Here is a 24578-nt window from a genome sequence, read left to right on the forward strand (position 1 = left end):
TTAAATCCTATTTTTTACCTGCTCGAATGAAGCCTGTAAATTCACGCTCTTCGAAATAGTTCAGCATCATACTATAGATGTCACTACCATACGGTTTTGAAAGTGCCTTATTTGCCAAATCCTGTAATTCACCCAAGTTAGATTGACGAATCAGATATTTGGTTCTGGCCACATTCGAGGTATTCATACTTAGTGTCTGATACCCCAAGCCAATCAGTAACAATGCGCCCATCGGATCACCGGCTAGCTCTCCACAAATACACACGGGTAATTGATATTGCTTACAAGTATCATGAATTTGTTTTAATGCCATGATCACCGCAGGGTGCATTGATTCATAGACATCGGAGACTCGTGAATTGTTCCGATCAACGGCCAATAAATATTGGGTTAAGTCATTGGTACCAACAGAAACAAAATCGACCTTGTCCGCAATCAGTGGCAGCAGATAAAGCATTGATGGTACTTCGATCATGATGCCAATGCGCGGCATACGCACTCGGTTATCAAGCTCGTGTACCTCGTCATAGGCTTGCTCAATCAACTGTAACGCGTCATCGAGCTCTTGAGCACCAGAGATCATCGGCAGCAAAATGCTCAAGTTATGACTTTCACAACTCGCACGTAACATCGCACGTAATTGAATAATAAAGATGTCAGGATGATCGAGCGTAAAGCGAATACCACGCCAGCCAAGGAATGGATTGTCCTCTTCAATAGGGAAATAAGGTAAGGCCTTATCACCACCGATATCGAGTGTACGCATCACCACTTGCTTCTTAGGATAACTTGCCAGCACAGAACGATACTGTTTGAACTGTTCGTCTTCTGACGGAAACCTTTGTTGTAACAAGAAAGATATTTCCGTTCGATACAGCCCTACCCCATCAACACCTTGGTTGATGGCAATATTGGTATCGGCGCTCAAACCCGCATTAAGCAAAATCTCGACCTGCTGGTCATCTTGCGTTTTTGCTGGCAGATACAGGTCTCGGTTGACCATAGAAGAGAGCTCACTCTCTTCCAGAATCAGCCCTTGATACTCTTTGAGTAGGTTCTTCGTCGGCTCAATAAAGATCTCACCGCTGTACCCATCAACAATCGCTTGCTTGCCATTCGCTTGAACAAGGTTGAGGTTCACCCCCATCACAGAAGGAATACCAAGAGCGCGAGACAAGATCGCAGCGTGTGAGTTCGCCGCCCCTTCCAAGGAGATCACTGCCAACAGCTTTTCTTTGGGAATCGACGCTAATACCGAAGCCGTTAATTCACGAACCACTAGAATGATAGGTTTATCTAATGTGCGTAGCTCATATTCAGAGTTATGGAGGAAATACAGCAACCTTTGTCCGAGTTCTCGGATGTCTTGTGCTCTCTCACGAAGGTACACATCAGACATGCGAGCAAAGCGGTTGGAGTAACTCTCAACTACTTGTCGTAATGCCCAATCCGCTTTATCGCCTTTCTGAATTTGGCTCTTTAGATCCTTACGCAACATAGGATCGTTGAGTAAGTGAGTGAACAGGTCAAAGATCGCCAATGCGTCTTTATTGATTTCACTGTCTAAGCGCTTTCGCATGCGCTTAAAGTCATTGAGGGCTTTCTCTACTGCGACCGCCAACAACTCTTGCTCTCTCTCGATGTTGAGTGTCGATGCAGGATACACATCTGTTAATTCAGGCTGTGTGTTGTCCCACCAAAGATCACCAATCGCGACACCCGATGAGGCAGCGATACCTTTAGTTGCAGGCAGCTTCTGTTGCTCTAATAGCCAATGGCCTTGAGTTTGGGCGTGCGCCACAATAACCGCAAGCTGTGCTGAGAGCGTGACAAGGAAGGACTCTTCCATCTCACTGAATAAACGCGGAGATTTCTGCTGAATAACCAATACGCCAAGCACTTGCTTGCGATGGATGATCGGAGTACCAAGAAAAGAGTGATAGACGTTTTCTCCAAGCTCTGGAAAAAACTTATAAGCAGGGTGAGCAGACGCTTGTGCAAGGTTGATAGGTTCCGCACTTCGCTTAACAAGGCCAACCAGACCTTCATCAAAACCAATGTGGATACTATTGCCTTCAAAGATCAGGCCTTGAGTTGCCATCAACTCAAGGCGCTGCATATCATTATTGGCTAAATACACGGTGCAACATTCCGTCTGCATCGCACTGCATGTCTCTTTAACTAAAATATCAAGTGCCGTCGACACATCTTCAACTCTTGATACGTGTTCAACTATTTCCCTTAGTTGACTGAGCATGCTTAACCTCTACGCAATTTGCGTTTTCCTTTTGTTTTTCGCTCTTTAAACGGCATTGCTAAAGATGCGAATTCTTTCATCGCTCGACGGTAAACATCTCGCTTGAAAGAAACAACTTGTCGAACTGGGTACCAGTAACTCACCCAACGCCAACCATCAAACTCAGGTGTACTTCCACGCTGCATATTGATACGCGATTCATCGCAATCTAAGCGCAAAAGGAACCACTTCTGTTTTTGTCCAATACAGACAGGTTTCGAATCCCATCGAACCAGTCGTTTGGGTAGCTTATAGCGTAACCAATGACGACTTGTCGCGACGATCTTTACATCCTTTTTAGTAAGGCCAACCTCTTCATACAACTCTCGGTACATTGCCTGTTCCGGAGTCTCACCTTCATCTATTCCCCCTTGAGGAAATTGCCATGAATGTTGTCCGTATCGTTTAGCCCAGAAGACCTGACCATGGTTGTTACAGATTACAATACCAACATTTAATCGGTAACCATCGCCATCTATCACTGGCCAACCTCTATCTAAATTTTTAATTACACTGATTTTTCCACATATCCCCAATCGGAGCAAACTTAGTGACGTGATAAGCGCTATATTTATGAATATTAACTAAGAATATGGATAAGTTTTGTTCAAAATTTAGTTACCCACACAATAGTGAGACATAGACCACATTTATTCACCTTTTCTGTGAATAACTATGTGAAGAATTACCCGCAATCGTTTTTTTTAATCCATAGATTCATCAACACCCAAAACAACAAATCTATAGATTTAATTTAAATTCATTTAAAATCAAATGATTAAAATAAAAAACTCATTTTAAAAAACATGAGAAATGAAAAAGATCTTTTAAAATTAGAACGTGGTTAAAGATCAACCACTCCGGTGTTTATCCACACTGCTAATCGAAAGATTCATTTTAACCCCTGTTTGGCAAGCATTTTATCCACCATAAACCCCTGTTTATTTATCCACTAAATTAATGTTTCAATTAATTACGTTCATGTCCTGTGGATAACCCTGACTTTGATCCCTTTAGTCGCAATGAGATCATTTCTTAACCAGTCGTCATATGGTGATAACTTCTGATAAAATCATTTTTTTGATCATGCCTTTTATTATGAAACCAGAACCACAAACACAACAAGAGCTGTTAGACAGAGCCTACGCGATTGCCGGAATGACTTTCAAAGAGCTCGCTGACGAAGCCGAAATGGACATGCCAAACGACCTCAAGCGTGATAAAGGCTGGGTTGGACAGCTTTTGGAATGGCACTTAGGCGCACCTGCTGGCAGTAAGCCAGAACAAGATTTTGCGAAGCTAGGTATTGAGCTCAAAAGCATTCCGATTGGCTACTCTGGAAAGCCGCTCGAAACCACGTTTGTTTGTGTAGCTCCATTAATGGGCGTGCAAGGCATTACCTGGGAAACCAGTCACGTTCGTAACAAGCTATCCAAAGTATTGTGGATCCCTGTTGAGGGAGAAAGAGAGATCCCATTGGCAGAAAGGCATGTAGGATCCCCTTTGTTATGGACACCAAGCGAAGCTGAAAACGAGCTTCTAAAAAGGGATTGGGAAGAACTGATGGAATTAATCGTGTTAGGCAATGTTGAACAAATAACAGCAAGGCACGGTGAAGCGTTGCATCTACGACCAAAAGCCGCCAACAGCCGAGTGTTAACGGAAGCTTATGGTGCAAGTGGAAAACCCATCAAGACTAAACCGCGTGGTTTTTACCTAAGAACTCAATTCACCCACAAATTGCTGACGACACACTACGCATAGGTCGCTTAACGCACTTCAAAGATCGAATCATCAATGTGTTATAAACCGTCGGTAATAAGAAACGATTTCTAATGAGGTTTGAGCGCCAGTTCAATATCGCAGTAGCTTTGGCTTGGTTCATTGCCGAACTCGTCATACGCGTTGTGCAAGCGAAGGTAGGCCTTTTCAAAGCCGAGCCGGAGTAACTCCTCTTTCACTTGATCCAAGGATCCAAAGTGAAGCGGCTCGCCGTCTTGCTTGACCGGTTCTAGCTTGTGTTTGTACTCCACCGCCAATAGATACTCTGAGATATCAGAACAACCAATAACGTACACTTTGGGTGTTTGATAAGAGTCTTTGTGCTCTCCATGTAACCACATGTCTAATTGATGCTTTTGCATAGCCGGCCTCCCTTGCTCTCTAAAGCTTAGTAGAACTCTATTTCTTTACTAGGGCGTGTTGATTTTTCTCGATTAAAAAACCAAAAAAGAGAAGCAAGAGCTTCTCTTTTTTGGTCAGTTCTAGTTCAAAAGCTCACACTTTTGACGCCATAACTATCCCTGTGACTTATCTAAGGGGTTGAAAGGTGCTATCAACCCCGCAGATTACGTCGGTATTCGCGCACTTAAGACACGACGAAGGTGACGTACTCGACGTTCAATAGTAACGACTTCAGGTTCAGAAAAACCAATAGGTCGACCATCTGCTTCAAGACCAATATCTCTTAATAAGTGAGTATTGTTCCATGGTAGATCATATGAACTGCGACGAACTTTTCGTTGCCATTCACGCTCTTCACGACGAAGGTCTGCACGGATAAGGACTGTGGCTAATTTTAAATATACTGAGTGACGCATAATAACTCTCCAGTTGTTGAATAAACTGAGGAAAAATAGCGTGTTAGATAGTATGAGGACTTCTCACTTAGCTGCTATTTTTCCGCAGCCAAATAAGGGTACGGATCTATTAGTTAGGTTTATCTTGGGTGTTTCGATCGGCCATGGCTGAGGTTTGTGACATAACAGTCACCATGTCAGAACACGGATCAAACGAAGCGCAAATATGCTGTATAAAATCGAAATGTTTCATTTGCGCCTCCAAGCTAACTAAAAAATCCAAAAAGAAATGGGTAGTAAAAGCAGACAAGTATTTGTTAAATCGCTGCTTTCACGGTTAAAGTCTAACCAAGTGAGTATATTATTCAACCGATAATTGGTTAACATTTTCAAAACAATGCATTCACCTAAAATATCAGTTGCATATTCATTTACATATAAGATATTCACTATGATTATATAAAATCACAGCATATCTCTCTTAGTGACTGAGAGTTCATCTCTCGATTATTCGAACATAGACACAGCGATGAACAACAAAAAAGCCACGCATGATGCGTGGCTCTTAAATTTACACTAACAGATTAAATGACTTAGCAGAAAGCTCTACACAACACCCTCAGAAATAAGGCTGTGTTTATTCAGCAAACGGTACATGGTGGCTCGTGATACGCCAAGCTCCTTAGCTGCCAACGAAACCTGTCCACCGTAAGACTCCAATACAATCAGCAATGCATCGCGCTCTGAACGTTCACGTATGCTTTTTAAGCTGCGTCGTTCATCATTCTGTTTTGGTAAGTCAAGTTGGTGATCTTCGATGATCACCGCATCCGACATCAGAACAACACGCTTAATCTGATTCATCAGCTCACGGACGTTGCCTGGCCAGTGGTAGCGATTCATCGAACGAATTGCATCGTCTGAAAAGCTCTTAGCCTGAGCATTAAACTCTTTCGAGTACTCACGTAGGAAATGATTCGCCAATACCGAAATATCACTCACACGCTCTTTCAGGCTCGGAACATGAATACGCAGAACATTAATGTAGTGATAAAGCTCTTCATTAAAGTCACCTTCAATCAGTGCTTTTTCGATATCAGAAGAGTTCGCAGCAAGAATACGTACATCGACAGATTTTGGTCCGTTCGCTGTTTCAATTTTTCCTTCCTGCAAAAAGCGTAGCAGGTTCAATTGTTGATTGCGTGGCATCGCCAACACATCATTAAGTAGGATGGTTCCGCCATCGGCTTCTTCCAACATACATGGTGCTGTCGCTTGCTGCGCTGATGCTGAGATACCAAACACTTCAGCTTCTATTCTCATTTCAGACAAGGCGCGGCAATTCACCGTGAGAAATGGTTTCTGTGCTCGCGAAGAGTTTTGATGAATTGAACGTGCAATCGTCTCTTTGCCTGCCCCACTCTCGCCGTAAATTAGGATACTGACGTCAGTCGGCCCAATACGCTTCACTTGGTCTCTCAAGCGCTTTACAGCCACAGAGTCGCCCAGTAGGCCCATATTGTTGTTAATGCCGTAGTTTGGCCATACTTTCTGCTCAAGCTTAAGCATACCCAACTGGTGACCAATGGTACTCAATAGCTGAGCATCTGGAATTGGCGCCGTGAAAAAGTCGATACAGAAGTTAACGATAAACTGGCAGATCGTATCAGAGCTTAATTGTGATTCACGAATGAAGGCGAGCCATCTCACCTGTTTGTTATTGCTCACGAGGTTAGCAATACCGTTGAGGCTGAACTCATCATGGCTAAGATCCACAATGCCAATGCATGGACCAATGTCTGCAATCAAGGCATCGGCTTTTCGCAAATCTGCACATTGGGTGCATTGCCAACCCACTTGTTCTAATACAGATAACCAGGGTTCGTACGCACCACCAACGACGATAAGAGAACCTGGTAAGGAATCCATCTTAAATTGAGTTCCCATCCTTCTTCCTTATTCTATTTTTATTTAAATCAGGCTAATACAAGTCACTGCTTCATCGTTCGACAAAATGCCACGAGATCGTATTCAGCGCAGAGACGTATAGTAGTGAGACTATCTTAGATTTTTTGTCTCAATAGTAAGACTATGTCAGAAATAATGATTTTTCGAATCAAGAGTGCGGTACAGGTTAGGTTTTGAAGGATAAAAACAGAAAAAGCCACCCGAAGGTGGCTTTTTAATTTTATGGGCTGGCTGCTACGACCCTTAAGCGAAAATTACGCTTGTGGACGCATTGCCGGGAACAAGATCACGTCACGGATTGTGTGCGTGTTTGTAAATAGCATAGCTAGACGGTCAATACCGATACCTTGACCCGCTGTTGGCGGTAGGCCGTGTTCTAGTGCAGTAATGTAGTCTGCATCGTAGTACATCGCTTCGTCATCACCCGCGTCTTTCGCGTTAACTTGCGCTTTAAAACGCTCGTCTTGGTCTTGTGCATCGTTAAGCTCAGAGAAGCCGTTCGCTACTTCACGGCCACCGATGAAGAACTCAAAACGGTCTGTAAAGAACGGGTTGTCATCGCTACGACGAGCCAGAGGAGAGATGTCCGCTGGGTAGCCAGTGATGAACGTTGGTTGAATTAGCTGAGGCTCAGCCGTTTCACCAAAGATCTCTTCAAGAAGCTGACCACATGTCCAGAACGTTTCTACGTCTACGTGTACAGATTTAGCGATAGCTACCATCTTCTCACGGTCTTGTAGGTCTGCTTCTGTTAGCGCTTGAATCTCAGCGTGCTCAGGGTTGTAGTGTTTGATTGCATCGAACATGCTCATACGAGCGTAAGTGCCGCCGAACTCAACAGTTTCGTCACCGTAAGGCATAGAAGTAGAACCAAGAACGTCCATTGCTGCCGTGCTTAGCATCTCTTCAGTCAGATCCATAAGGTCTTTGTAGTCAGAGTACGCTTGATAGAATTCCATCATTGTGAATTCTGGGTTGTGACGTGGAGACAGACCTTCGTTACGGAAGTTACGGTTGATCTCGAATACACGGTCAAAACCACCCACAACTAGACGCTTAAGGTAAAGCTCAGGTGCAACACGTAGGTACATGTCGATGTCTAGTGCATTGTGGTGAGTGATGAATGGACGTGCAGTCGCACCACCAGGGATCACGTGCATCATTGGCGTTTCAACTTCTAGGTAGCCTTTAGCGCTCATGAAGTTACGGATTGAAGATACAAGCTTAGAACGCACGATGAATGCATTGCGAGAATCTTCGTTCACGATTAGGTCAACGTAACGCTGACGGTAACGCATCTCTTGGTCAGTTAGACCGTGGAACTTCTCTGGTAGAGGACGAAGTGCTTTAGTCAGCAGTTCAAATTCTTCCATGTTCACGTAAAGGTCGCCCTTACCTGATTTGTGAAGCGCACCTTTAACACCGATGATGTCACCGATATCTAGGCCTTGGTACTTCTCTTTCAGTACTTTTTGTACGTCTTTCGCTGCGTATGCTTGGATACGACCAGAAGTTTCTTGAATCGCAAGGAATGGACCACGCTTCGCCATAACACGACCAGCGATCGCAACGATGTGGTTAAGCTCTTCTAGCTCTTCCTTAGTCTTCTCACCGAATTCCGCTTGAAGATCGCCAGCTAGGTGCTCACGACGGAAATCATTTGGGTGACCATTTGCTTTGCAGTTTTGGCGGATGTGATCCAGCTTGCTACGACGCTCAGCAATTAATTTGTTTTCTTCTTGTACGTTTTCGTTTTGAACAGCATCAGTCATTAGAGATGTACCCTGCTTTTATAATTTGGACCGCTATATCTTTGCAAATATAGGCATTTTTACAAATATACTTGGTTAGCTTACAGACCTGATTTCAGGCTAGCTTCAATAAATTTGTCTAAGTCACCGTCAAGAACCGCTTGAGTATTACGGTTTTCGATGCCGGTGCGTAAATCTTTGATACGAGAATCATCCAGTACGTAAGAGCGGATCTGACTGCCCCAACCGATGTCTGATTTCGTTTCTTCGCTCGCCTGTTTTTCAGCATTTTGTTTTTGAATCTCAAGTTCAAAAAGCTTAGCACGTAGCTGCTTCATCGCTTGATCTTTGTTCTTATGCTGCGAACGGTCATTCTGACATTGAACCACTGTGTTGGTTGGGACGTGAGTAATACGTACCGCCGATTCCGTGGTGTTAACGTGCTGACCACCAGCGCCAGAGGCACGGTATACGTCAATACGTAGATCAGAAGGATTAATGTCGATCGTAATGTTGTCATCAATCTCAGGATAGATAAACGCAGATGCAAACGAAGTATGACGACGACCACTTGAGTCAAATGGCGACTTACGAACTAGACGGTGAACACCTGTCTCTGTGCGTAACCAACCGTAAGCGTACTCACCAGAAATACGTACCGTTGCGCCTTTAAGGCCAGCAACATCACCATCAGACACTTCGATAACTTCAGTTTTGAAGCCTTTCGAGTCTGCCCAACGTAAGTACATGCGCAACATCATTGAAGTCCAGTCTTGAGCTTCTGTACCGCCCGAGCCTGACTGCAGATCGATGTAGCAATCTGATGCATCGTGATCACCAGAGAACATACGACGGAATTCCAGCTTCTCTAGCTTAGCTTCTAGCTCAGCCAGTTCTGGTTCAATTTCGTCAAACGTTTCTTGGTCTTCTTCTTCAACCGCAAGCTCTAATAGGCCATCAACATCCTCAACACCTTGGTCAAGTTGGTCGATCGTTTCTACTACCGCTTCCAATGCAGAACGTTCTTTACCTAGCGCTTGAGCACGCTCAGGTTCGTTCCATACATCTGGTTGTTCTAATTCTGCGTTTACTTCTTCTAGACGCTCTTGCTTAGCGTCATAGTCAAAGATACCCCCTCAGGATATTTGTGCGCTCAGACACATCCTGCAGACGGTTTTTTATAGGATTGATTTCAAACATTTTAGCTCATCATTTATGAGTAGAATTTAACCGGAGAATTGTACTCAAAAGTGTGACGGAGATACAGAAATTTTTAGGGTTCGAAACAAGATTCAATCACTTAGAGGAATATAATTTTGAAGGCTGGGAAAATCATGCCATTCAGGCAATCACAGGAAGGAAAACAAGCCCTGTATTATGTACAGAGCTTGTTGAATTTAGCGCTAAATGTTTAACATTAATTAGCCGAGATTTGGCTATTTAGCTTCGATGTGATCAATCATCAACTGCAACGATTGGTTGCCACGAAACTCGTTGATATCGAGCTTAAATGCAAGGTGAACCGTTTTCACTGACGCATCAGGCCAGCGACGCAAATCCACGTTAAAGGCAATACCATCAATCATCACATTGGTTGGGTGACCTTTGTATAACGGCTCGAGCATCAACTTAAGGTGCTTTTCACCCACCAGCTTTTGGTGCAGCACTTTAAATTCACCGTCGAAGATTGGCTCAGGGAAAGCTTGTCCCCACGGGCCACCTGCACGCAACGTTTCAGCGGTGTGCATTGAAAACTCTTCAGGCAGCAACTCACCATCAGACAAGATAATGCCTTTAAGTGCCGTTTCTCCCAGTTCTTTTTTCACCACATCATTGAACAGCTTACTGAAACGTTCGAAGTCTTTTTCCATGATGCTTAAACCCGCCGCCATCGCGTGGCCGCCAAATTTAAGAATCAAACCTGGGTTTTGGGTATCAATGCGATCCAATGCGTCACGCATGTGTAGGCCCGGAATCGAACGACACGAACCTTTGATCGTCCCTTCGCCACCATCGGCGAATGCAATCACAGGACGGTGATATTTGTCTTTGATACGCGAAGCCAAGATACCAATTACGCCTTGGTGCCAATCACGCTGGAACAAAGCCAAACCAGAAGGCAGGTCGTCTTTACCAAACTCAAGACGCTCACAGAAAGCCATCGCTTCTTGCTTCATGCCCTCTTCAATCTCTTTACGAGTCTGATTCAAGCCATCCAACTCACTCGCCATTCGACGCGCTGCGTGGATGTTGTTGCTCATCAGCAGTTCAACACCGAAGGACATGTCATCCAATCGGCCAGCAGCGTTAATACGAGGGCCCAACGCAAAACCAAAATCAGAAGCGACTAATCGTTTAGCATCTCGCTTGGCAATTTCAATCAAGGCTTGAATACCCGGGCGAGCTTTACCCGCGCGAATGCGTTGCAATCCTTGATGTACCAAGATGCGGTTATTCTCATCGAGTGGCACCACATCGGCTACGGTGCCTAGCGCCACAAGGTCAATCAGCTCCATCAGCTTAGGCTCAGTCATGCCACGCTTTGCAAACCAATTCAGCTTACGCATGTGAACACATAGCGCCATCATCAGGTAGAACGCAACACCCACACCCGCTAGAGCTTTAGAAGGAAAAGCACAGCTTTCAAGGTTCGGGTTCACCATCGCATCAACCATTGGCAGTTCATTGCCCGGTAAGTGATGGTCGGTAACCAGAACTTCTAGCCCTTTCTCTTTGGCAAAACGGACACCTTCAATCGAAGAGACACCGTTATCAACCGTCATGATCACTTCGGCGCCAAGCTCGATGGCCTGTTCGACAACCTCGGGGCTCAAGCCATAGCCATCTTCAAAACGATTTGGTACCAGATAATCGACGTTAGAACTGCCCAACATACGCAGAGCAAGCACTGACAACGCTGAACTGGTCGCGCCATCGGCATCAAAGTCACCAACAATGATGATGCGTTTTTGATGCTGAATCGCGTTGAACAACAATTCAACCGCAGCATCGATGCCGCCCAGTTTCTGATAAGAGTGCAAGCCTTTCGCAGCAGTCTCAAGTTGGTCAGCACTGTCGATACCACGACTCACATAGATGCGCTTTAACAAGTCAGGTAAGTGAGCAGGTAAAACTGAAATGTCGACCTCAGGACGGCGTTGGATCTCTATCATATAAAAATGGGCCCGATATCAATCAGGCCACTCCTTAAATCAAAAACATGGGGGATAAATTGGCAATCAGAAAACGAGATTATTGCTCTAAACGTTGAAGCAGTTGTGCTGGCGGTAAATAACCACTCACCAACTCACCACTTTCTAGTACGATAGCTGGCGTACCATTGATACCAAGCTCACGGCCTAGTTGGTATTGTTTTGCGATGATCTGTTTTTGCTCAGCAAGGTCTTTGCCTGATGCAGGCATCTGGCGTTCTACTTTCGCATTGTGCATCGCTGCTTTTGGATCTTCAGAAGCCCAAATTGCTGCCATTTGGTCTGCAACTTGACCCGTTGCACCTTGGCGTGGGTAAGCCATGTAACGAACGGTAATTCCTAAGTCGTTATAGCCCTGCATTTGGCTGTGCAGACGAACACAGTAACCACACGTAATATCCGTAAACACAGTCACAACGTGCTTTTCGTTATCCGCTTTATATTCGATAACTGTATCTGACAGTGCTGCTACTTTTTCAGCATTAAGCGGCGCTTGTCGCTCAGCCAATACATCACTGAATTTGCCGTTCTCATCCAAAGAGTAAAGTGTGCCCGCTAGAAAGTGATCACCTTTTGGAGAAGAGAAGATAATGCCGCTGTTGGTTTGAATCTCTAACAGACCATCGATATCTGAAGGAACGATCTTATCAACTTTGATACCGATTTTTTCAAAACGCTTCGTTAACGCTGCTGTATCAATCGCTTGAGCTGGAGCAACTTCTGCGGCTGTTGATGTTTGTTCTACTTTAGCTTCTGATGCGTTACATGCAGTAATCATCAAAGGAAGCGCTAATAGAGGAAGACGGCGTAATACGCTCATTAAGTTCACCTTAAAAATAAATGGATTTAAGCACGAGGGTGATGCTGCGCGTGAATTTGCTTCAGCCTTTCAGTCGCCACGTGAGTATAAATTTGGGTTGTCGATAAGTCACTATGCCCAAGCAACATCTGTACGACCCTGAGATCTGCGCCATAGTTCAGTAAATGCGTCGCAAAAGCGTGTCTTAATACGTGCGGTGACAACAATTCAGTATCGATACCTGCGATAACCGAGTAATGCTTAATACGGTACCAGAACGTCTGACGGGTCATTTGCTTGGCACGCTTACTTGGAAAAACCACATCTGAACTGTTTTCACCAAGCAACTGCGGACGACCTTGTTCAATAAATGTCTCGATCCAATCCACGGCATTTTCGCCCATTGGTACTAAGCGTTCCTTGCCGCCCTTACCAATAACACGCACCACGCCTTGTCTTAGGCTGATGTTTTCCATCGTCAAACTAACCAGTTCCGTCACACGTAAGCCGGTGGCATAGAGTAACTCAAGCATGGCTTTATCGCGAAGCTCGATAGGGTCGTTCGGATCTGGTGCATCGAGTAAGGCGTCCACTTGTTCTTCGCTCAAATCTTTTGGCAAGCGTTGAGGAAGCTTAGGGCTTATTAGCAAAGCGCTTGGGTCATCCGCTCGGATTTTCTCACGGTGCAAATATTGAAACAGGCGACGAATTGCCGACAACATGCGTGCACGAGAAGTCTGCTTAAAATCAGCGTCGGCTAACCAGCCTTGATAATCTTGTAGCCCTGAAAGGCTAATAAAATCGAGGCGGTAATTGTGCTGTTCCATCCACGTAAGTAGCTTGGACAAATCGGTACGATACGAGACAAGCGTATTCTCAGATAACCCTCTCTCCATCCACATAGCATCTAAAAACTGTTCAACTAGACCGTGGTCTGCGCTCTGCCCTTGAGGCGACTGCATAGTGTTACTCACAATATTGGAAACTGTTTTGAGAGTATGCCAGAGCAAATATGAATGCCATAAAAATTACGACTTGAGCGGATAATCGCTGCAATCGAAGTCGATTTATGGTTAGAATTCGCCATCTGAAATTAAAATCGAACGTTTGCTATGAAAATTGGATTATTTTACGGCTCAACCACCTGCTACACAGAAATGGCAGCAGAAAAGATTCGCGGCATTATTGGTGAAGACCTAGTTGATATCCATAACGTGAAAGAAACCCCTCTTTCATTGATGGCAGACTACGACCTTTTGTTACTGGGCATCTCAACGTGGGACTTCGGTGAAATCCAAGAAGATTGGAATGAACTGTGGGACGACATCGCGACAACGCCAGTTAAAGGCAAGGTTGTGGCACTGTTTGGTTTGGGTGACCAAGAAGGTTACGGCGAATGGTTCTTAGATGCGATGGGTCTATTGCATGACGAACTGAAAACCGCTGGTGCAGAGTTTGTTGGCTTCTGGCCAAACGATGATAGCTACGAGTTCGAAGCGTCTAAAGCACTCACCGAAGACCAATCACAATTCGTTGGTTTGGCGCTTGATGAAGATTCACAATACGAACTCAGCGACGACCGTATCGCAAGCTGGGTAGAACAAGTTCTGGTTGAGTACAGCGAAAAGCTATAAGCACATACTCGCTCTCTAAGAGCTGTTCATGTAGAACACACAGAATACAAAAAGGCCTCATTACTGCGAAGTAATGAGGCCTTTTCTATGTCTAGTGACTATTTAATCTCAACGGAAAGATTAAACCGTCTCTTCTGCCATCTCTTGCTCTGTTGATTTACCAACAAAGAACATACAGATGATTGCTGCAGTTGTTGGTAGTAACCAACCCATGCCAATCTCAAACAGTGGCAGCATCTTCAGTGCAGATACATCCACACCTGCTACTTTAGCGCCATCAATTAAAGCAAACAGTAGAGACACTAATACCACCACGCGGTAAGCCGCTTTTGGATTAGGGAAACGGCTGCGCAAGAACGTAAGTGCTACTAGAGCGATAGCGACTGGGTAAAGTGCAAACAATACTGGTACAGACAGAGAAATCAGCTGAGAAAGGCCAACGTTCGCTACGGTTGCACAAGCGACACCGTTAATGATTACCCAAGTCTTGTAAGACAGAGGCGTTAGTGAGCTGAAGTAATCAGAACATGCTGATACAAGGCCAATCGCTGTGGTTAGACACGCCAATAATACGATCACAGAAAGCACTAGCTGACCAGAAGGACCAAACAAAGATTGAACGTATAGGCTTAAGATAGCGCCACCGTTGTCGGCACCCGCTGCTACTGTTGCGCTTGTTGCGCCCAGGAAGAACAGAGAGATGTAAACAAACGCTAGACCAGCAGCTGCAATACAACCTGCGCTGATCAGATACTTAGTCGTCGCTGCGCGGTCAGTAATGCCCTTACTGCGGATCGCGTCAACAATCAGCATACCAAACATCAAAGAAGCAAAAGTATCCATGGTGTTGTAGCCTTCAAGGAAACCTTTGGTCAGTGGTTGAGTGATGTACTCACCGTGAGCCGCAAGAACGTCGCCTTGAGGGTTAACGAATACAGCAATCGCCAATACAACTAAACCAACGAATAGTGCAGGCGTCAGAACCTTGCCAATTACGTCGATAAGCTTACCTTGCGACCATGAGAAGAACATCGCTACTACAAAAAAGGCAATCGAAAAAAGAGTGAGGTGAGCTTGAGAGGCATCGATGAAGAACGGTTTCACCGCCATCTCATAAGCAACAAGACCGGTACGTGGTGCAGCAAATGCAGGACCGATAATGATGAAGATCAGCACAGCCATTATGGTAGCAGCTTGCTTAGGAAGATCTTTGGTTAGATGACCCCAAGAGCCACCAGCGACAGCAACGGCTACGATTGTGATTAACGGCAGACCAACGGCAGTCAGCAGAAAACCAGACATAGCTGGAAGAAAATGGTCACCAGCCAATTGGCCAGCTAGAGGTGGGAAGATGATGTTACCCGCACCCAAGAAAAACGCAAAAAGCATAAAGCCCAATGCCATTATATCTGTTAGTTTTAGACTCTGTTTCACAGATAATCCTTAATTATATTTATGAATTTATGTTGTGCTTACATGAATGTTACAGCTCAAGGCTGCCAATCAATCTATAAAATAGTCGCGCATAATGACGAAACACTTAGCTAGCTGCAAGTCACCATAAAAAAACACCATATAAATTTGCATATATGAACAAAAAGCAGTGGATTCCACTGGATATGGAAAAATAGCCATAATTATAAACTAACCATAATTCACAACAATAAATCACCAAGCAGAACATTGACTCATACAAGTGGTTAACATTAGAGCTAATCACTTAAAATATCTCGATACTCAGAACATTCATGAAAGAAAAAACAGTAGAAACCAAAAGCTTCAATTTTAAGAAATTCTCTATTTACGGTGGACAGAGCGGTATGCCGGTCAGCACCGATGGCGTGCTACTTGGTGCGTGGGTTAGCCTTGCGCCGAAATCATCAGTACTCGACATAGGAACAGGGACAGGGCTGTTAGCCTTAATGACAGCACAGCGCTTTGAAGATGCCGCTATCTCAGCGATCGATATTGATCAGCACGCCATTGATGCGGCTACCATCAATATTGAACAGTCACCTTGGCAAGATCGTGTCTCGCTTCATCACGACAGTGTGTTATCGGCAAACTTTCCACAGAAGTTTAACGCGATCATCTGTAACCCGCCCTACTTCAACTCAGGCGAGCAAGCACAGCAAAGCCAAAGAGCCACTGCCAGACACACAGACAGTTTGGATCATCTTGATCTTGCGAAGCGCTGCTTTGAGATAACAACCGACTCTGCGACGGCCAGCTTCATACTGCCAACGCCAGAGGGAGAAGGTTTCATCAAGCTTGCTCAGCAGTGTGGTTGGTACCTAACAAAGCGCCTTGATGTGAAAACAACAGACAAGAAACCCGCGAGCCGCATCCTGTTTGAGTTATCTAAAGATCCTGCTTGTGAGCAAGATTTGCAGCGTGAATCGCTTACAATTCATCATCAAGGTGGTTATAGCGCAGCATTTATTGCACTTACTAAAGATTTTTATCTCAAGATGTAGCAAATACCATGTGATCCTAATCACTAATGCTTCTATAATGTCCGACTACTCTTTTTTATCGTCTGCTTTTTGAGGCAGAAACATTTATTGCTTGTGGAGAAACAACAGTGATCAGAACCTTTGCAGAACTCGATCTAAACCAAGAGCTGCTTAAAGCAATTGACGAAATGGGCTATGAACGTCCAACACAGATACAAGCTGAAGCAATCCCACAAGCGTTAGATGGAAGAGACGTTTTGGCTTCTGCGCCAACAGGTACTGGTAAAACAGCATCATTCGTACTGCCAGCACTGCAGTACCTACAGGATTTCCCACGCAAGAAAGCGGGCCCTGCTCGTATGCTTATCCTGACGCCAACTCGTGAACTGGCAATGCAGATCACTGACCAAGCTCGTGAGCTTGCGAAATACACTGCGCTAAACATCTTCACCATCACAGGTGGTGTGATGTACCAAGAGCACGCTGACATCCTTGGCACAACACAAGATATCGTTGTAGCGACTCCAGGCCGCCTAATGGAATACATCGAAGCTGAGCGCTTTGACTGTCGTGCTATCGAATGGCTGATCCTAGACGAAGCAGACCGTATGCTAGACATGGGCTTTGGTCCTGTTGTTGACCGTCTGTCTGCAGAGTGTCGCTGGCGTAAGCAAACTTTACTTTTCTCAGCAACGCTAGAAGGTAAAGGTGTTGAAGGCTTCACTGAAGATCTACTGAAAAACCCTGCGGAGATCGATGCGAAATCATCACTTCGTGAGCGTAAGAAGATCACTCAGTGGTACCACCGTGCAGACACAGCAGAGCACAAGCTAAACATCCTGAAGCACATCATCACAGAACAAGCTGAGCGCAGCATCGTGTTCTTGAAGACTCGCGATCGCCTAGGTGATCTTCGTGCTCAACTAGAAAGCGCGCAAATCCCATGTGCATGGATCCAAGGTGAGATGCCTCAAGATCGTCGTAACAACGCAATTGCTCGTTTCCGTGACGGTTCAGTAAACGTATTGCTAGCGACTGACGTTGCGGCTCGTGGTATCGACCTTCCAGACGTAAGCCACGTAATCAACTACGACATGCCTCGTACTGCTGACGTATATCTACACCGTATCGGCCGTACGGCTCGTGCTGGTAAGAAAGGTAACGCGGTTTCTATCATTGAAGCGCACGATCAACTGATGATTGAGCGTGTGGCTCGTTACACAGACGAACCAATCAAAGAACGCTTCATCGAAGGCATGCGCCCAACGCACAAGAAAGCGGCCGTGACGAAGAAGAAGAAGCCGAAGAAAGAAGATAAGAAAGCGGTAGCGAAACAGAAAATCGCTAAGAAGAAGAAAATCGCTAAGAAAAAGAAAGCGGTTAAAAACAAGTAATCTAACGCTTTCACGGTTCAATAAAAAGCCCCATGCAGTTCGCTGCATGGGGCTTTTTCTATCTAGTGGGTATCACGCTATAGAGCGTGACTACCTTTAATCAATAACGTCTAGTTTTGCTCTTCGCGCTTGAAAACCAACTCTTTCGCGTTCGACTCTTCTTCAACGAAATAGTAACCCGCAGTATCGAACTTAGTCAGCGCTTCGACTGAGTCCACTTTGTTTTCGATAATGTAGCGAGCCATCATGCCACGCGCTTTCTTCGCGTAGAAACTGATGACCTTATATTGACCATTCTTACAGTCTTTGAATACCGGTGTAATCACTTGACCATCCAAGTTCTTCGGCTTCACTGCTTTAAAGTATTCGTTCGACGCTAGGTTGATCAACACATTGTCGCCTTGAGCGTTCAACGCTTCATTCAGCTTGTCTGTGATGATGTTGCCCCAGAACTGGTACAAGTTAGTTCCACGAGCGTTCGCTAAGCGTGTACCCATCTCTAGGCGGTAAGGTTGCATCAAATCTAACGGCTTAAGCAAACCATACAATCCAGAAAGCATGCGTAGGTGATTTTGTGCGTAGTCAAAATCTTCATCCGATAGCGTCTCAGCGTCTAGGCCTGTGTATACATCGCCTTTGAAGGCTAGGATGGCTTGGCGTGCGTTGTCTTGGGTAAAGGTCTCGCTCCACTGCTCAAAGCGCGCTACGTTCAATCCTGCGATCTTATCGCTGACTTTCATCAATGCAGAGACATCTGCAGGTGTCAGTTTACGGCACTCTTCAATAAGCTCAGCAGAGTGTTCAACAAACTCAGGCTGGCTAAAGCGTTCAGTCGCTAATGGTGATTCGTAATCAAGTGTTTTGGCTGGAGAAACGACAACTAACATAACTTTACCCTAATCGGTTATCTAACTGGATGCTGCTAGAGTATAGAAAAAACATCAACTTGTCTTTATGACTCTTCCTATTACTTTGATAGGGAGAATGAGCTTTGATAGACAGAGTGAGACAAACGACAGGCAAAGAAAAAGGCTAAGGTCGAAACCTTAGCCTTTCTAATCGTTTTAGGATGAGCGGTTTATCGCTCCAACAAGATTACTTCTTGTTGTTGTCCCAAATACCGTCTTCCAGTTGAGACTTAAGCTCAGGGAAGTCATTCGAATCGAATGTCGGTACTTTACCCGCGTCTAGTTGGCGGTTGTAGTCTTTCGCTAGCTTAATCACGATGCCTGATAGCAGGATAATCGCCACCAAGTTAACAATCGCCATTAGGCCCATCGATACGTCAGCCAGAGCCCATACCGTTGGTAGTGTCGCTAGAGAACCGAACATAACCATACCCAGTACAACAATACGGAACAGCACTAGGCCTTTCTTGTTGTTGTGCTCTAGGAAGATAAGGTTCGTTTCAGCGTACGAGTAGTTTGCAATGATTGAAGTGAAAGCGAAGAAGAAAATCGCTACCGCTACAAAGATGCCGCCCCATTCGCCCACTTGTGCTGTTAGTGCACGTTGCGTTAGTTCGATACCCGTTACTTCACCGTGTGGTACATACTCACCAGACATCAGGATGATTGCTACTGTTGCAGAACAGATAACAATAGTGTCCATGAATACGCCTAGCATTTGCACGTAACCTTGCGATGCTGGGTGCGGTGGGTAAGGCGTAGCAGAAGCTGCTGCGTTTGGCGCAGAACCCATACCCGCTTCGTTCGAGAACAAACCACGTTTGATACCGTTAATCATCGCTTGTGCGATTGCGTAACCAAGGCCACCCGCTGCTGCTTCTTGCAGGCCGAATGCACTCTTGAAGATAAGAGCCAATACTTCAGGCACTTTCTCAATGTTCGCGAACATCACGTACATAGCGATCGCTAGGTAAGCCAATGCCATGATTGGAACGATGATTTCTGCAGTACGTGCAATCTTACGGATACCACCGAAGATAACGAATGCAGAGATAATTACGATACCAACACCAACGTAGCTACGCTCAAGGTCAAATGCTGTGTTCATTGCGCTTGCAATCGCGTTTGCTTGAACCGCGTTGAATACAAGACCGAATGCAATGATTAGGAAGATAGAGAATAGAACCCCCATCCAACGCATGCCTAGGCCTTTCTCCATGTAGTATGCAGGGCCGCCGCGGTAGTTACCGTCGTTATCACGCGTTTTGTATAGCTGTGCCAGTGTGCTTTCAGCAAACGATGTTGCCATACCTAGCATTGCGATTAGCCACATCCAGAAGATAGCACCAGGGCCACCAGCGGTTAGAGCTACAGCAACACCTGCCATGTTACCCGTACCAACACGAGCAGCGAGACTAGTACAAAGAGCTTGGAAAGAAGAGATACCAGCACTGTCTGCTTTACGGCTGTTTCTTAGAACAGAGAACATGTGGCCGAAATGGCGGAATTGAATGAAGCCTAGTCGTACGGTGAAGTAGATACCCACACCAACCAGTAAGTAAACTAAGATAGATCCCCAAAGGAGATCGTTCATCAAATTGATTAAGTCTGTCACGTGAACCTCGTAATTGAGTTTAAGCACCGATCATGCTTCCTAGCCTTCCTCTAGATCACCTATGCCAGTGTCAATAGTTGTGTCGGCATTAGTTTTATATTTATTTGCTGCGATCTAGATTGTAAATGTCGCTTCATGCATCCATTTTACGTATCAGTGTATTTTTTGACGGGCGGATAATGCAGCGAGACGGCTTAAAAATCAATATGCAAATGCACTTATATTAAAATGACATTTCACTAATAACACACCTTTTGTTAACACATTTTTCAACAATACAGCCCAATAAAAGTCACATTATCGGGACATAATATCAACAACAACCATCGCCTCATCGCAACAAGAACACCATCCTATAAAAATGACGTCAGCCTAGGTTTTACAAGGTATAGTGAAGATCTGCATTTTTTTCTAGAGCAATAAGATTCCTATCTCGCACACAGCAATACGCACTTAAATGCATTGTGGCTAAAGTGCTATTCCTTTCGCACAATGAATTAACATTCAATAACCCCTAATTTAATCGTTTACTTCGGTTTGTTTGCTTGTTTTTTATACATAAAAATTCCCTCAATGTGTGAGCATGCATAAAAAAACAGAACAAAAGCTTCATAGATTTGAAACAAATGAGAAACAAATCAAGGTTATGGTGAACCTAAATATGATATTTAATAGTTCGTAAGAACTAGTCCCACGGAAGGAGATATGGCTTATGGATAGCTTTCAATTCGATGAAGTATCAGAACTAGAAATGCCTCGTGCAACTCAAAAAACACGCTCTAAACCACTCAAGCGTAAGTGGCGTGAAATCGAAGCAATCAACGATCGTAGGCAGCTTGAGAAAGAGCTAAGAGAGATGAACCTCGGTCTTGATTTTAGCCTTGACGATATAAAGCTTTAATCAGCACGATAAGAAATCAGATAGCAAAAGGCACCTATAAAGGTGCCTTTTTTATTGTCTAGACTCTCGTATCCGTTCAAAGCGCTGCATTAAAACCGAATCACCTAATATAGAGGGAGTCTCAAACTCTCGCCTCTTATATAGAAGGCACTTCGAACTGGGAGACTCACTCTTAATATTATCTAAACGCACTCTTGCTCATTTTGTCGAACACGAGCTGCGAGCTGGCGATATTGGTCAGCAATCGTGTCCCCAAAAACAGGGTCGTCTTCTGGTTGAAGCCACTGTGACTCGACCTCTTGCCAATCTTTCACCGTGAATGCATCAACAATCATTGGCAACACATGCTTCTCTTCATATTCCATGTGCTTACGCTGAGCTTTCACAAAGCTCTCAAGTTGGTCAATGAACACCTGTTGCGGCACCACAGCATCTTGGAGAATCATATCAACCACACCTAAGAAGTCGGCCGTTTTCTCAGATAGCAACTGATGCTCGAGTTCCAAGTCCTCAATCGCTTGGTCACTGCCATATTGCTTAAGGTAGTAGCGATAAATGACGTCTTCTTTAGGGTGATGTACTTTGTCTGAGTGGTTCATCAAGTAATGAACCACCTCGGCGATCAGGCTATAGTTTATTTCTCGCTCCTGCTTGAGGAACTCTAACTTATTGTTGAGTATCGCGAGTAAACGAGCCATATAGCCATGCTCTCGTCTTATCCTTTCAATCATCATAGTATTGCACTCCATTACACCTACTATTTATAAGTGTATACGAAGATGCTGATTTATGATTTGACCCTGCTCAGAAAACCACCAACCTACACTTCTTCTGGTACATGCCAGTCGATAGGTTGTTGATCCATAGAAGAAAGCAGCTTATTGGTTGTCGAAAAGTGCTGACAACCAAAGAAACCACGACGAGCTGACAATGGCGAGGGATGAGGCGCTGCCAGCACATGGTGCATGCCTGTATCAATCGCTTGGCCTTTCTTCTGGGCGTGTGCGCCCCACAACAAGAAGATGATCGGTTCAGAGCGCTGGTTTAGTTCTGCAATAATGACATCGGTAAATGTTTCCCAGCCACACTTAGCGTGTGAGTGTGCTTTTGCCTCTTCTACCGTAAGCACGGTGTTCAACATCAGCACCCCTTGCGATGCCCAAGCATCAAGGTAACCGTGGCTAGGGATCTCAAAACCCTCTATATCTTGTGCGAGTTCTTTATACATGTTGCGTAGAGAAGGCGGGATTTTTACGCCGGGCAACACAGAGAATGCCAAGCCGTGTGCTTGATTGGCGCCGTGGTAAGGATCTTGCCCTAAGATAACCACTCGCACTGATTCGAAAGGCGTCATATCGAAGGCACTGAACACCTGCTCTTGTGGCGGGTAGATGGTTTTCCCACTATTACGTTGCTGTTCGACGAAAGCGAGAACACTCTGGAAGTACTCTTTCTCACGTTCATCATTAATAATGGATTCCCAAGTCTTTGGTGTGCTCATCGTTTTACTTCCCAATCATCAAGGTTTCTAGGTTTCGCCAGACAAAAAAATAGCTGTATCGGCTAACTGTCCTAAATAAGGCTCTAGTTATACCTCATACAGCTATCAATAAACATGATGTGTAGGGTTCACTTGTTGATGAATCATAATAATCAGTTCAAGTTGTGTTGATCTCGATTAACCACTTTTCTGCTGTGTGCGATGGTGACCGTGGCTATGCACGTGACGGTTTGGGGTTGGTAAACGGCGAGCAGCAGAAACAGTTGAAGTTTGGGCTTTTGAATACATAAAGGCACCTCCTCTAAGACATCGTGAAATACATATTCACTTTAAGACTATGAAAGAAAGGTGCCAATTTTTACAAATAGAAGAAAGTTAATTTTCCCCTCTACTATTACGCCTCTTCAGTTGCGACCGTTGCTGAGCGATGAAACATTCTAAGTTGTTGAATTTCCTCTTTCCAAATCGTCGAATCAATCGTTTCTAAGATAAGAGGGATTCCATTGAAGCGAGAATCTGAGGCGATATACTCAAAACAATCCCAGCCAATTTCGCCTTTTCCTAAAGAATGGTGTCTATCAACTCGACTCGCAAACTCAGCTTTTGAATCATTGATGTGCATTGCTCTTAGATAGTGCATGCCCACAATGCGGTCGAACTCTGAAAAAGTATGCTCACACGCTTCTTTTGTTCGTAGGTCATAACCCGCAGTAAAGGTATGGCAGGTATCTAAACACACGCCAACACGCGACTTATCTTCTACTTGATCAATGATCTCTGCTAGGTGCTCAAACTTCCAGCCCAAGTTAGTACCTTGGCCTGACGTATTCTCGATCACCGCAATCACATCTGGAACCGCTTGATGAGCGAGGTTGATCGACTCAGCTATCTTAGCCAAGCATTCCGTCTCAGAGATCTTCTTAAGATGACTGCCAGGGTGAAAATTCAAAAGCGTTAAACCAAGTTGGTTACAACGCTCCATCTCATCAATAAAAGCCGCGCGTGATTTCTCTAGCTTCTCTTCTTCCGGTGCGCCTAGATTAATCAAGTAGGAATCATGAGGAAGAATGTGCTCGGCAGCAAAGCCCAACATTTTGCAGTTGGCTTTGAATGCACTAATGGTTTTGGCTTCTAGTGGCTTTGCCGCCCACTGCCTCTGGTTTTTGGTAAACAGTGCGAACGCATTAGCACCGATCTCACGCGCACGCATGGGTGCCTGATCAACACCGCCCGCCGCCGACACATGAGCGCCAATAAACTTAATATTTGTCTCAGGTTTTGAGGATGAAATTTTGTTTGTCATTAAATCACTTTACACTTTCAGAATGCATCATAAATAAAGGGTCATATCAGTTGTAGTTCAATTAAAACATAACAAATGTAGTAAAATTACACCAAATAGGACTGTTAAATATTTTTTATACTTTAAAATATTTTGTAATTACTTTGTTTTCAAAGGTTTTATTGATTTACCTCAATATAATCACCTTTGTAAAAATATGGTTTTTGGTTGTTTTTTGACTTAAATCAATGTTAACCTTACAAACATTAGGTATATATTACC

General features: G+C 44.6%; 21 protein-coding genes. 5 read left to right on the forward strand and 16 right to left on the reverse strand.

What is annotated here, in order from left to right; translation table 11 throughout:
- Positions 1–7: 7 nt before the first annotated feature.
- Together ptsP and rppH are read right to left on the reverse strand one after the other, a co-directional pair.
- Positions 8–2257: a phosphoenolpyruvate--protein phosphotransferase gene (gene ptsP / locus L1D37_RS16970; protein ID WP_239848558.1), complete on the reverse strand. Its 2250-nt coding sequence runs from the start codon at positions 2255–2257 to the stop codon at positions 8–10.
- Positions 2258–2259: 2 nt separating this feature from the next.
- Positions 2260–2778 carry an RNA pyrophosphohydrolase gene (rppH, locus tag L1D37_RS16975; protein WP_004739545.1) on the reverse strand — a complete coding sequence of 173 codons (519 nt, stop codon included), beginning with the start codon at positions 2776–2778 and terminating at the stop codon, positions 2260–2262.
- 616 nt (positions 2779–3394) lie between these two features.
- On the opposite strand from rppH, the gene mutH reads away from it, so the two are divergent.
- A complete protein-coding gene (mutH, locus tag L1D37_RS16980; protein ID WP_261885264.1) occupies positions 3395–4060 on the forward strand; it encodes a DNA mismatch repair endonuclease MutH in 666 nt (221 codons plus the stop codon).
- Between the two features lie 68 nt (positions 4061–4128).
- Here the strand turns inward: mutH and L1D37_RS16985 are convergent, their stop codons facing one another.
- The 8 genes from L1D37_RS16985 to xerD form a co-directional block, all read right to left on the reverse strand.
- Complete coding sequence (locus L1D37_RS16985; RefSeq protein ID WP_004735016.1) at positions 4129–4440, reverse strand: DUF6482 family protein; 312 nt, start codon at positions 4438–4440, stop codon at positions 4129–4131.
- Between the two features lie 204 nt (positions 4441–4644).
- A complete protein-coding gene (locus L1D37_RS16990) occupies positions 4645–4896 on the reverse strand; it encodes a hypothetical protein (RefSeq protein ID WP_004735015.1) in 252 nt (83 codons plus the stop codon).
- A 585-nt stretch (positions 4897–5481) separates the two neighbouring features.
- Positions 5482–6822: a cyclic-di-GMP-binding transcriptional regulator VpsR gene (vpsR, locus tag L1D37_RS16995; RefSeq protein ID WP_176681990.1), complete on the reverse strand. Its 1341-nt coding sequence runs from the start codon at positions 6820–6822 to the stop codon at positions 5482–5484.
- Between the two features lie 275 nt (positions 6823–7097).
- A complete protein-coding gene (gene lysS / locus L1D37_RS17000) occupies positions 7098–8615 on the reverse strand; it encodes a lysine--tRNA ligase (RefSeq protein WP_176681989.1) in 1518 nt (505 codons plus the stop codon).
- An 80-nt stretch (positions 8616–8695) separates the two neighbouring features.
- Positions 8696–9794 (reverse strand): peptide chain release factor 2 gene (gene prfB / locus L1D37_RS17005; RefSeq protein WP_102300662.1). Its coding sequence is split into 2 segments (ribosomal slippage): positions 8696–9718 and positions 9720–9794, totalling 1098 coding nucleotides; the frame shifts between segments, so codons are not numbered across the junction.
- 236 nt (positions 9795–10030) lie between these two features.
- Positions 10031–11767: a single-stranded-DNA-specific exonuclease RecJ gene (gene recJ, locus L1D37_RS17010; protein ID WP_239848559.1), complete on the reverse strand. Its 1737-nt coding sequence runs from the start codon at positions 11765–11767 to the stop codon at positions 10031–10033.
- 79 nt (positions 11768–11846) lie between these two features.
- On the reverse strand, positions 11847–12626 hold the full coding sequence (locus L1D37_RS17015; RefSeq protein ID WP_239830924.1) for a thioredoxin fold domain-containing protein: 780 nt from the start codon (positions 12624–12626) through the stop codon (positions 11847–11849).
- Between the two features lie 26 nt (positions 12627–12652).
- Positions 12653–13567, reverse strand: a complete 915-nt coding sequence (gene xerD, locus L1D37_RS17020; RefSeq protein ID WP_086712433.1) for a site-specific tyrosine recombinase XerD — start codon at positions 13565–13567, stop codon at positions 12653–12655.
- A gap of 150 nt (positions 13568–13717) precedes the next feature.
- Between xerD and fldB the strand changes: the two genes are divergently transcribed.
- On the forward strand, positions 13718–14239 hold the full coding sequence (gene fldB, locus L1D37_RS17025) for a flavodoxin FldB (RefSeq protein WP_017630223.1): 522 nt from the start codon (positions 13718–13720) through the stop codon (positions 14237–14239).
- 120 nt (positions 14240–14359) lie between these two features.
- Here the strand turns inward: fldB and brnQ are convergent, their stop codons facing one another.
- Positions 14360–15673: a branched-chain amino acid transport system II carrier protein gene (gene brnQ / locus L1D37_RS17030; RefSeq protein ID WP_017630224.1), complete on the reverse strand. Its 1314-nt coding sequence runs from the start codon at positions 15671–15673 to the stop codon at positions 14360–14362.
- A gap of 314 nt (positions 15674–15987) precedes the next feature.
- On the opposite strand from brnQ, the gene L1D37_RS17035 reads away from it, so the two are divergent.
- Positions 15988–16716 carry a methyltransferase gene (locus tag L1D37_RS17035; RefSeq protein WP_239848560.1) on the forward strand — a complete coding sequence of 243 codons (729 nt, stop codon included), beginning with the start codon at positions 15988–15990 and terminating at the stop codon, positions 16714–16716.
- Between the two features lie 107 nt (positions 16717–16823).
- On the forward strand, positions 16824–18089 hold the full coding sequence (gene srmB / locus L1D37_RS17040; RefSeq protein WP_017630226.1) for an ATP-dependent RNA helicase SrmB: 1266 nt from the start codon (positions 16824–16826) through the stop codon (positions 18087–18089).
- Between the two features lie 110 nt (positions 18090–18199).
- On the opposite strand, the gene yaaA is transcribed toward srmB, so the two are convergent.
- Positions 18200–18976 carry a peroxide stress protein YaaA gene (gene yaaA, locus L1D37_RS17045; protein ID WP_123924403.1) on the reverse strand — a complete coding sequence of 259 codons (777 nt, stop codon included), beginning with the start codon at positions 18974–18976 and terminating at the stop codon, positions 18200–18202.
- A gap of 208 nt (positions 18977–19184) precedes the next feature.
- Positions 19185–20612, reverse strand: a complete 1428-nt coding sequence (locus L1D37_RS17050) for a sodium:alanine symporter family protein (protein WP_032545312.1) — start codon at positions 20610–20612, stop codon at positions 19185–19187.
- A gap of 712 nt (positions 20613–21324) precedes the next feature.
- Here L1D37_RS17050 and L1D37_RS17055 point away from each other — a divergent pair.
- A complete protein-coding gene (locus L1D37_RS17055) occupies positions 21325–21513 on the forward strand; it encodes a DUF3545 family protein (RefSeq protein ID WP_008224353.1) in 189 nt (62 codons plus the stop codon).
- A gap of 182 nt (positions 21514–21695) precedes the next feature.
- Here L1D37_RS17055 and L1D37_RS17060 read toward each other — a convergent pair whose 3' ends face one another.
- The 3 genes from L1D37_RS17060 to nfo all read right to left on the reverse strand — a co-directional run bounded on the left by L1D37_RS17060 (position 21696) and on the right by nfo (position 24317).
- Entirely contained in the window at positions 21696–22247 is a 552-nt protein-coding gene (locus tag L1D37_RS17060) for a hemerythrin domain-containing protein (protein WP_026084176.1), read from the reverse strand.
- A gap of 86 nt (positions 22248–22333) precedes the next feature.
- A complete protein-coding gene (gene ung / locus L1D37_RS17065) occupies positions 22334–23014 on the reverse strand; it encodes a uracil-DNA glycosylase (protein WP_239848561.1) in 681 nt (226 codons plus the stop codon).
- Positions 23015–23408: 394 nt separating this feature from the next.
- Entirely contained in the window at positions 23409–24317 is a 909-nt protein-coding gene (nfo, locus tag L1D37_RS17070; RefSeq protein ID WP_176682014.1) for a deoxyribonuclease IV, read from the reverse strand.
- Between the last annotated feature and the right edge of the window lie 261 nt (positions 24318–24578).

Origin of the sequence: Vibrio sp. Isolate33 (genome assembly GCF_022397895.1) — a bacterium.
GTDB lineage: Bacteria > Pseudomonadota > Gammaproteobacteria > Enterobacterales > Vibrionaceae > Vibrio > Vibrio pomeroyi.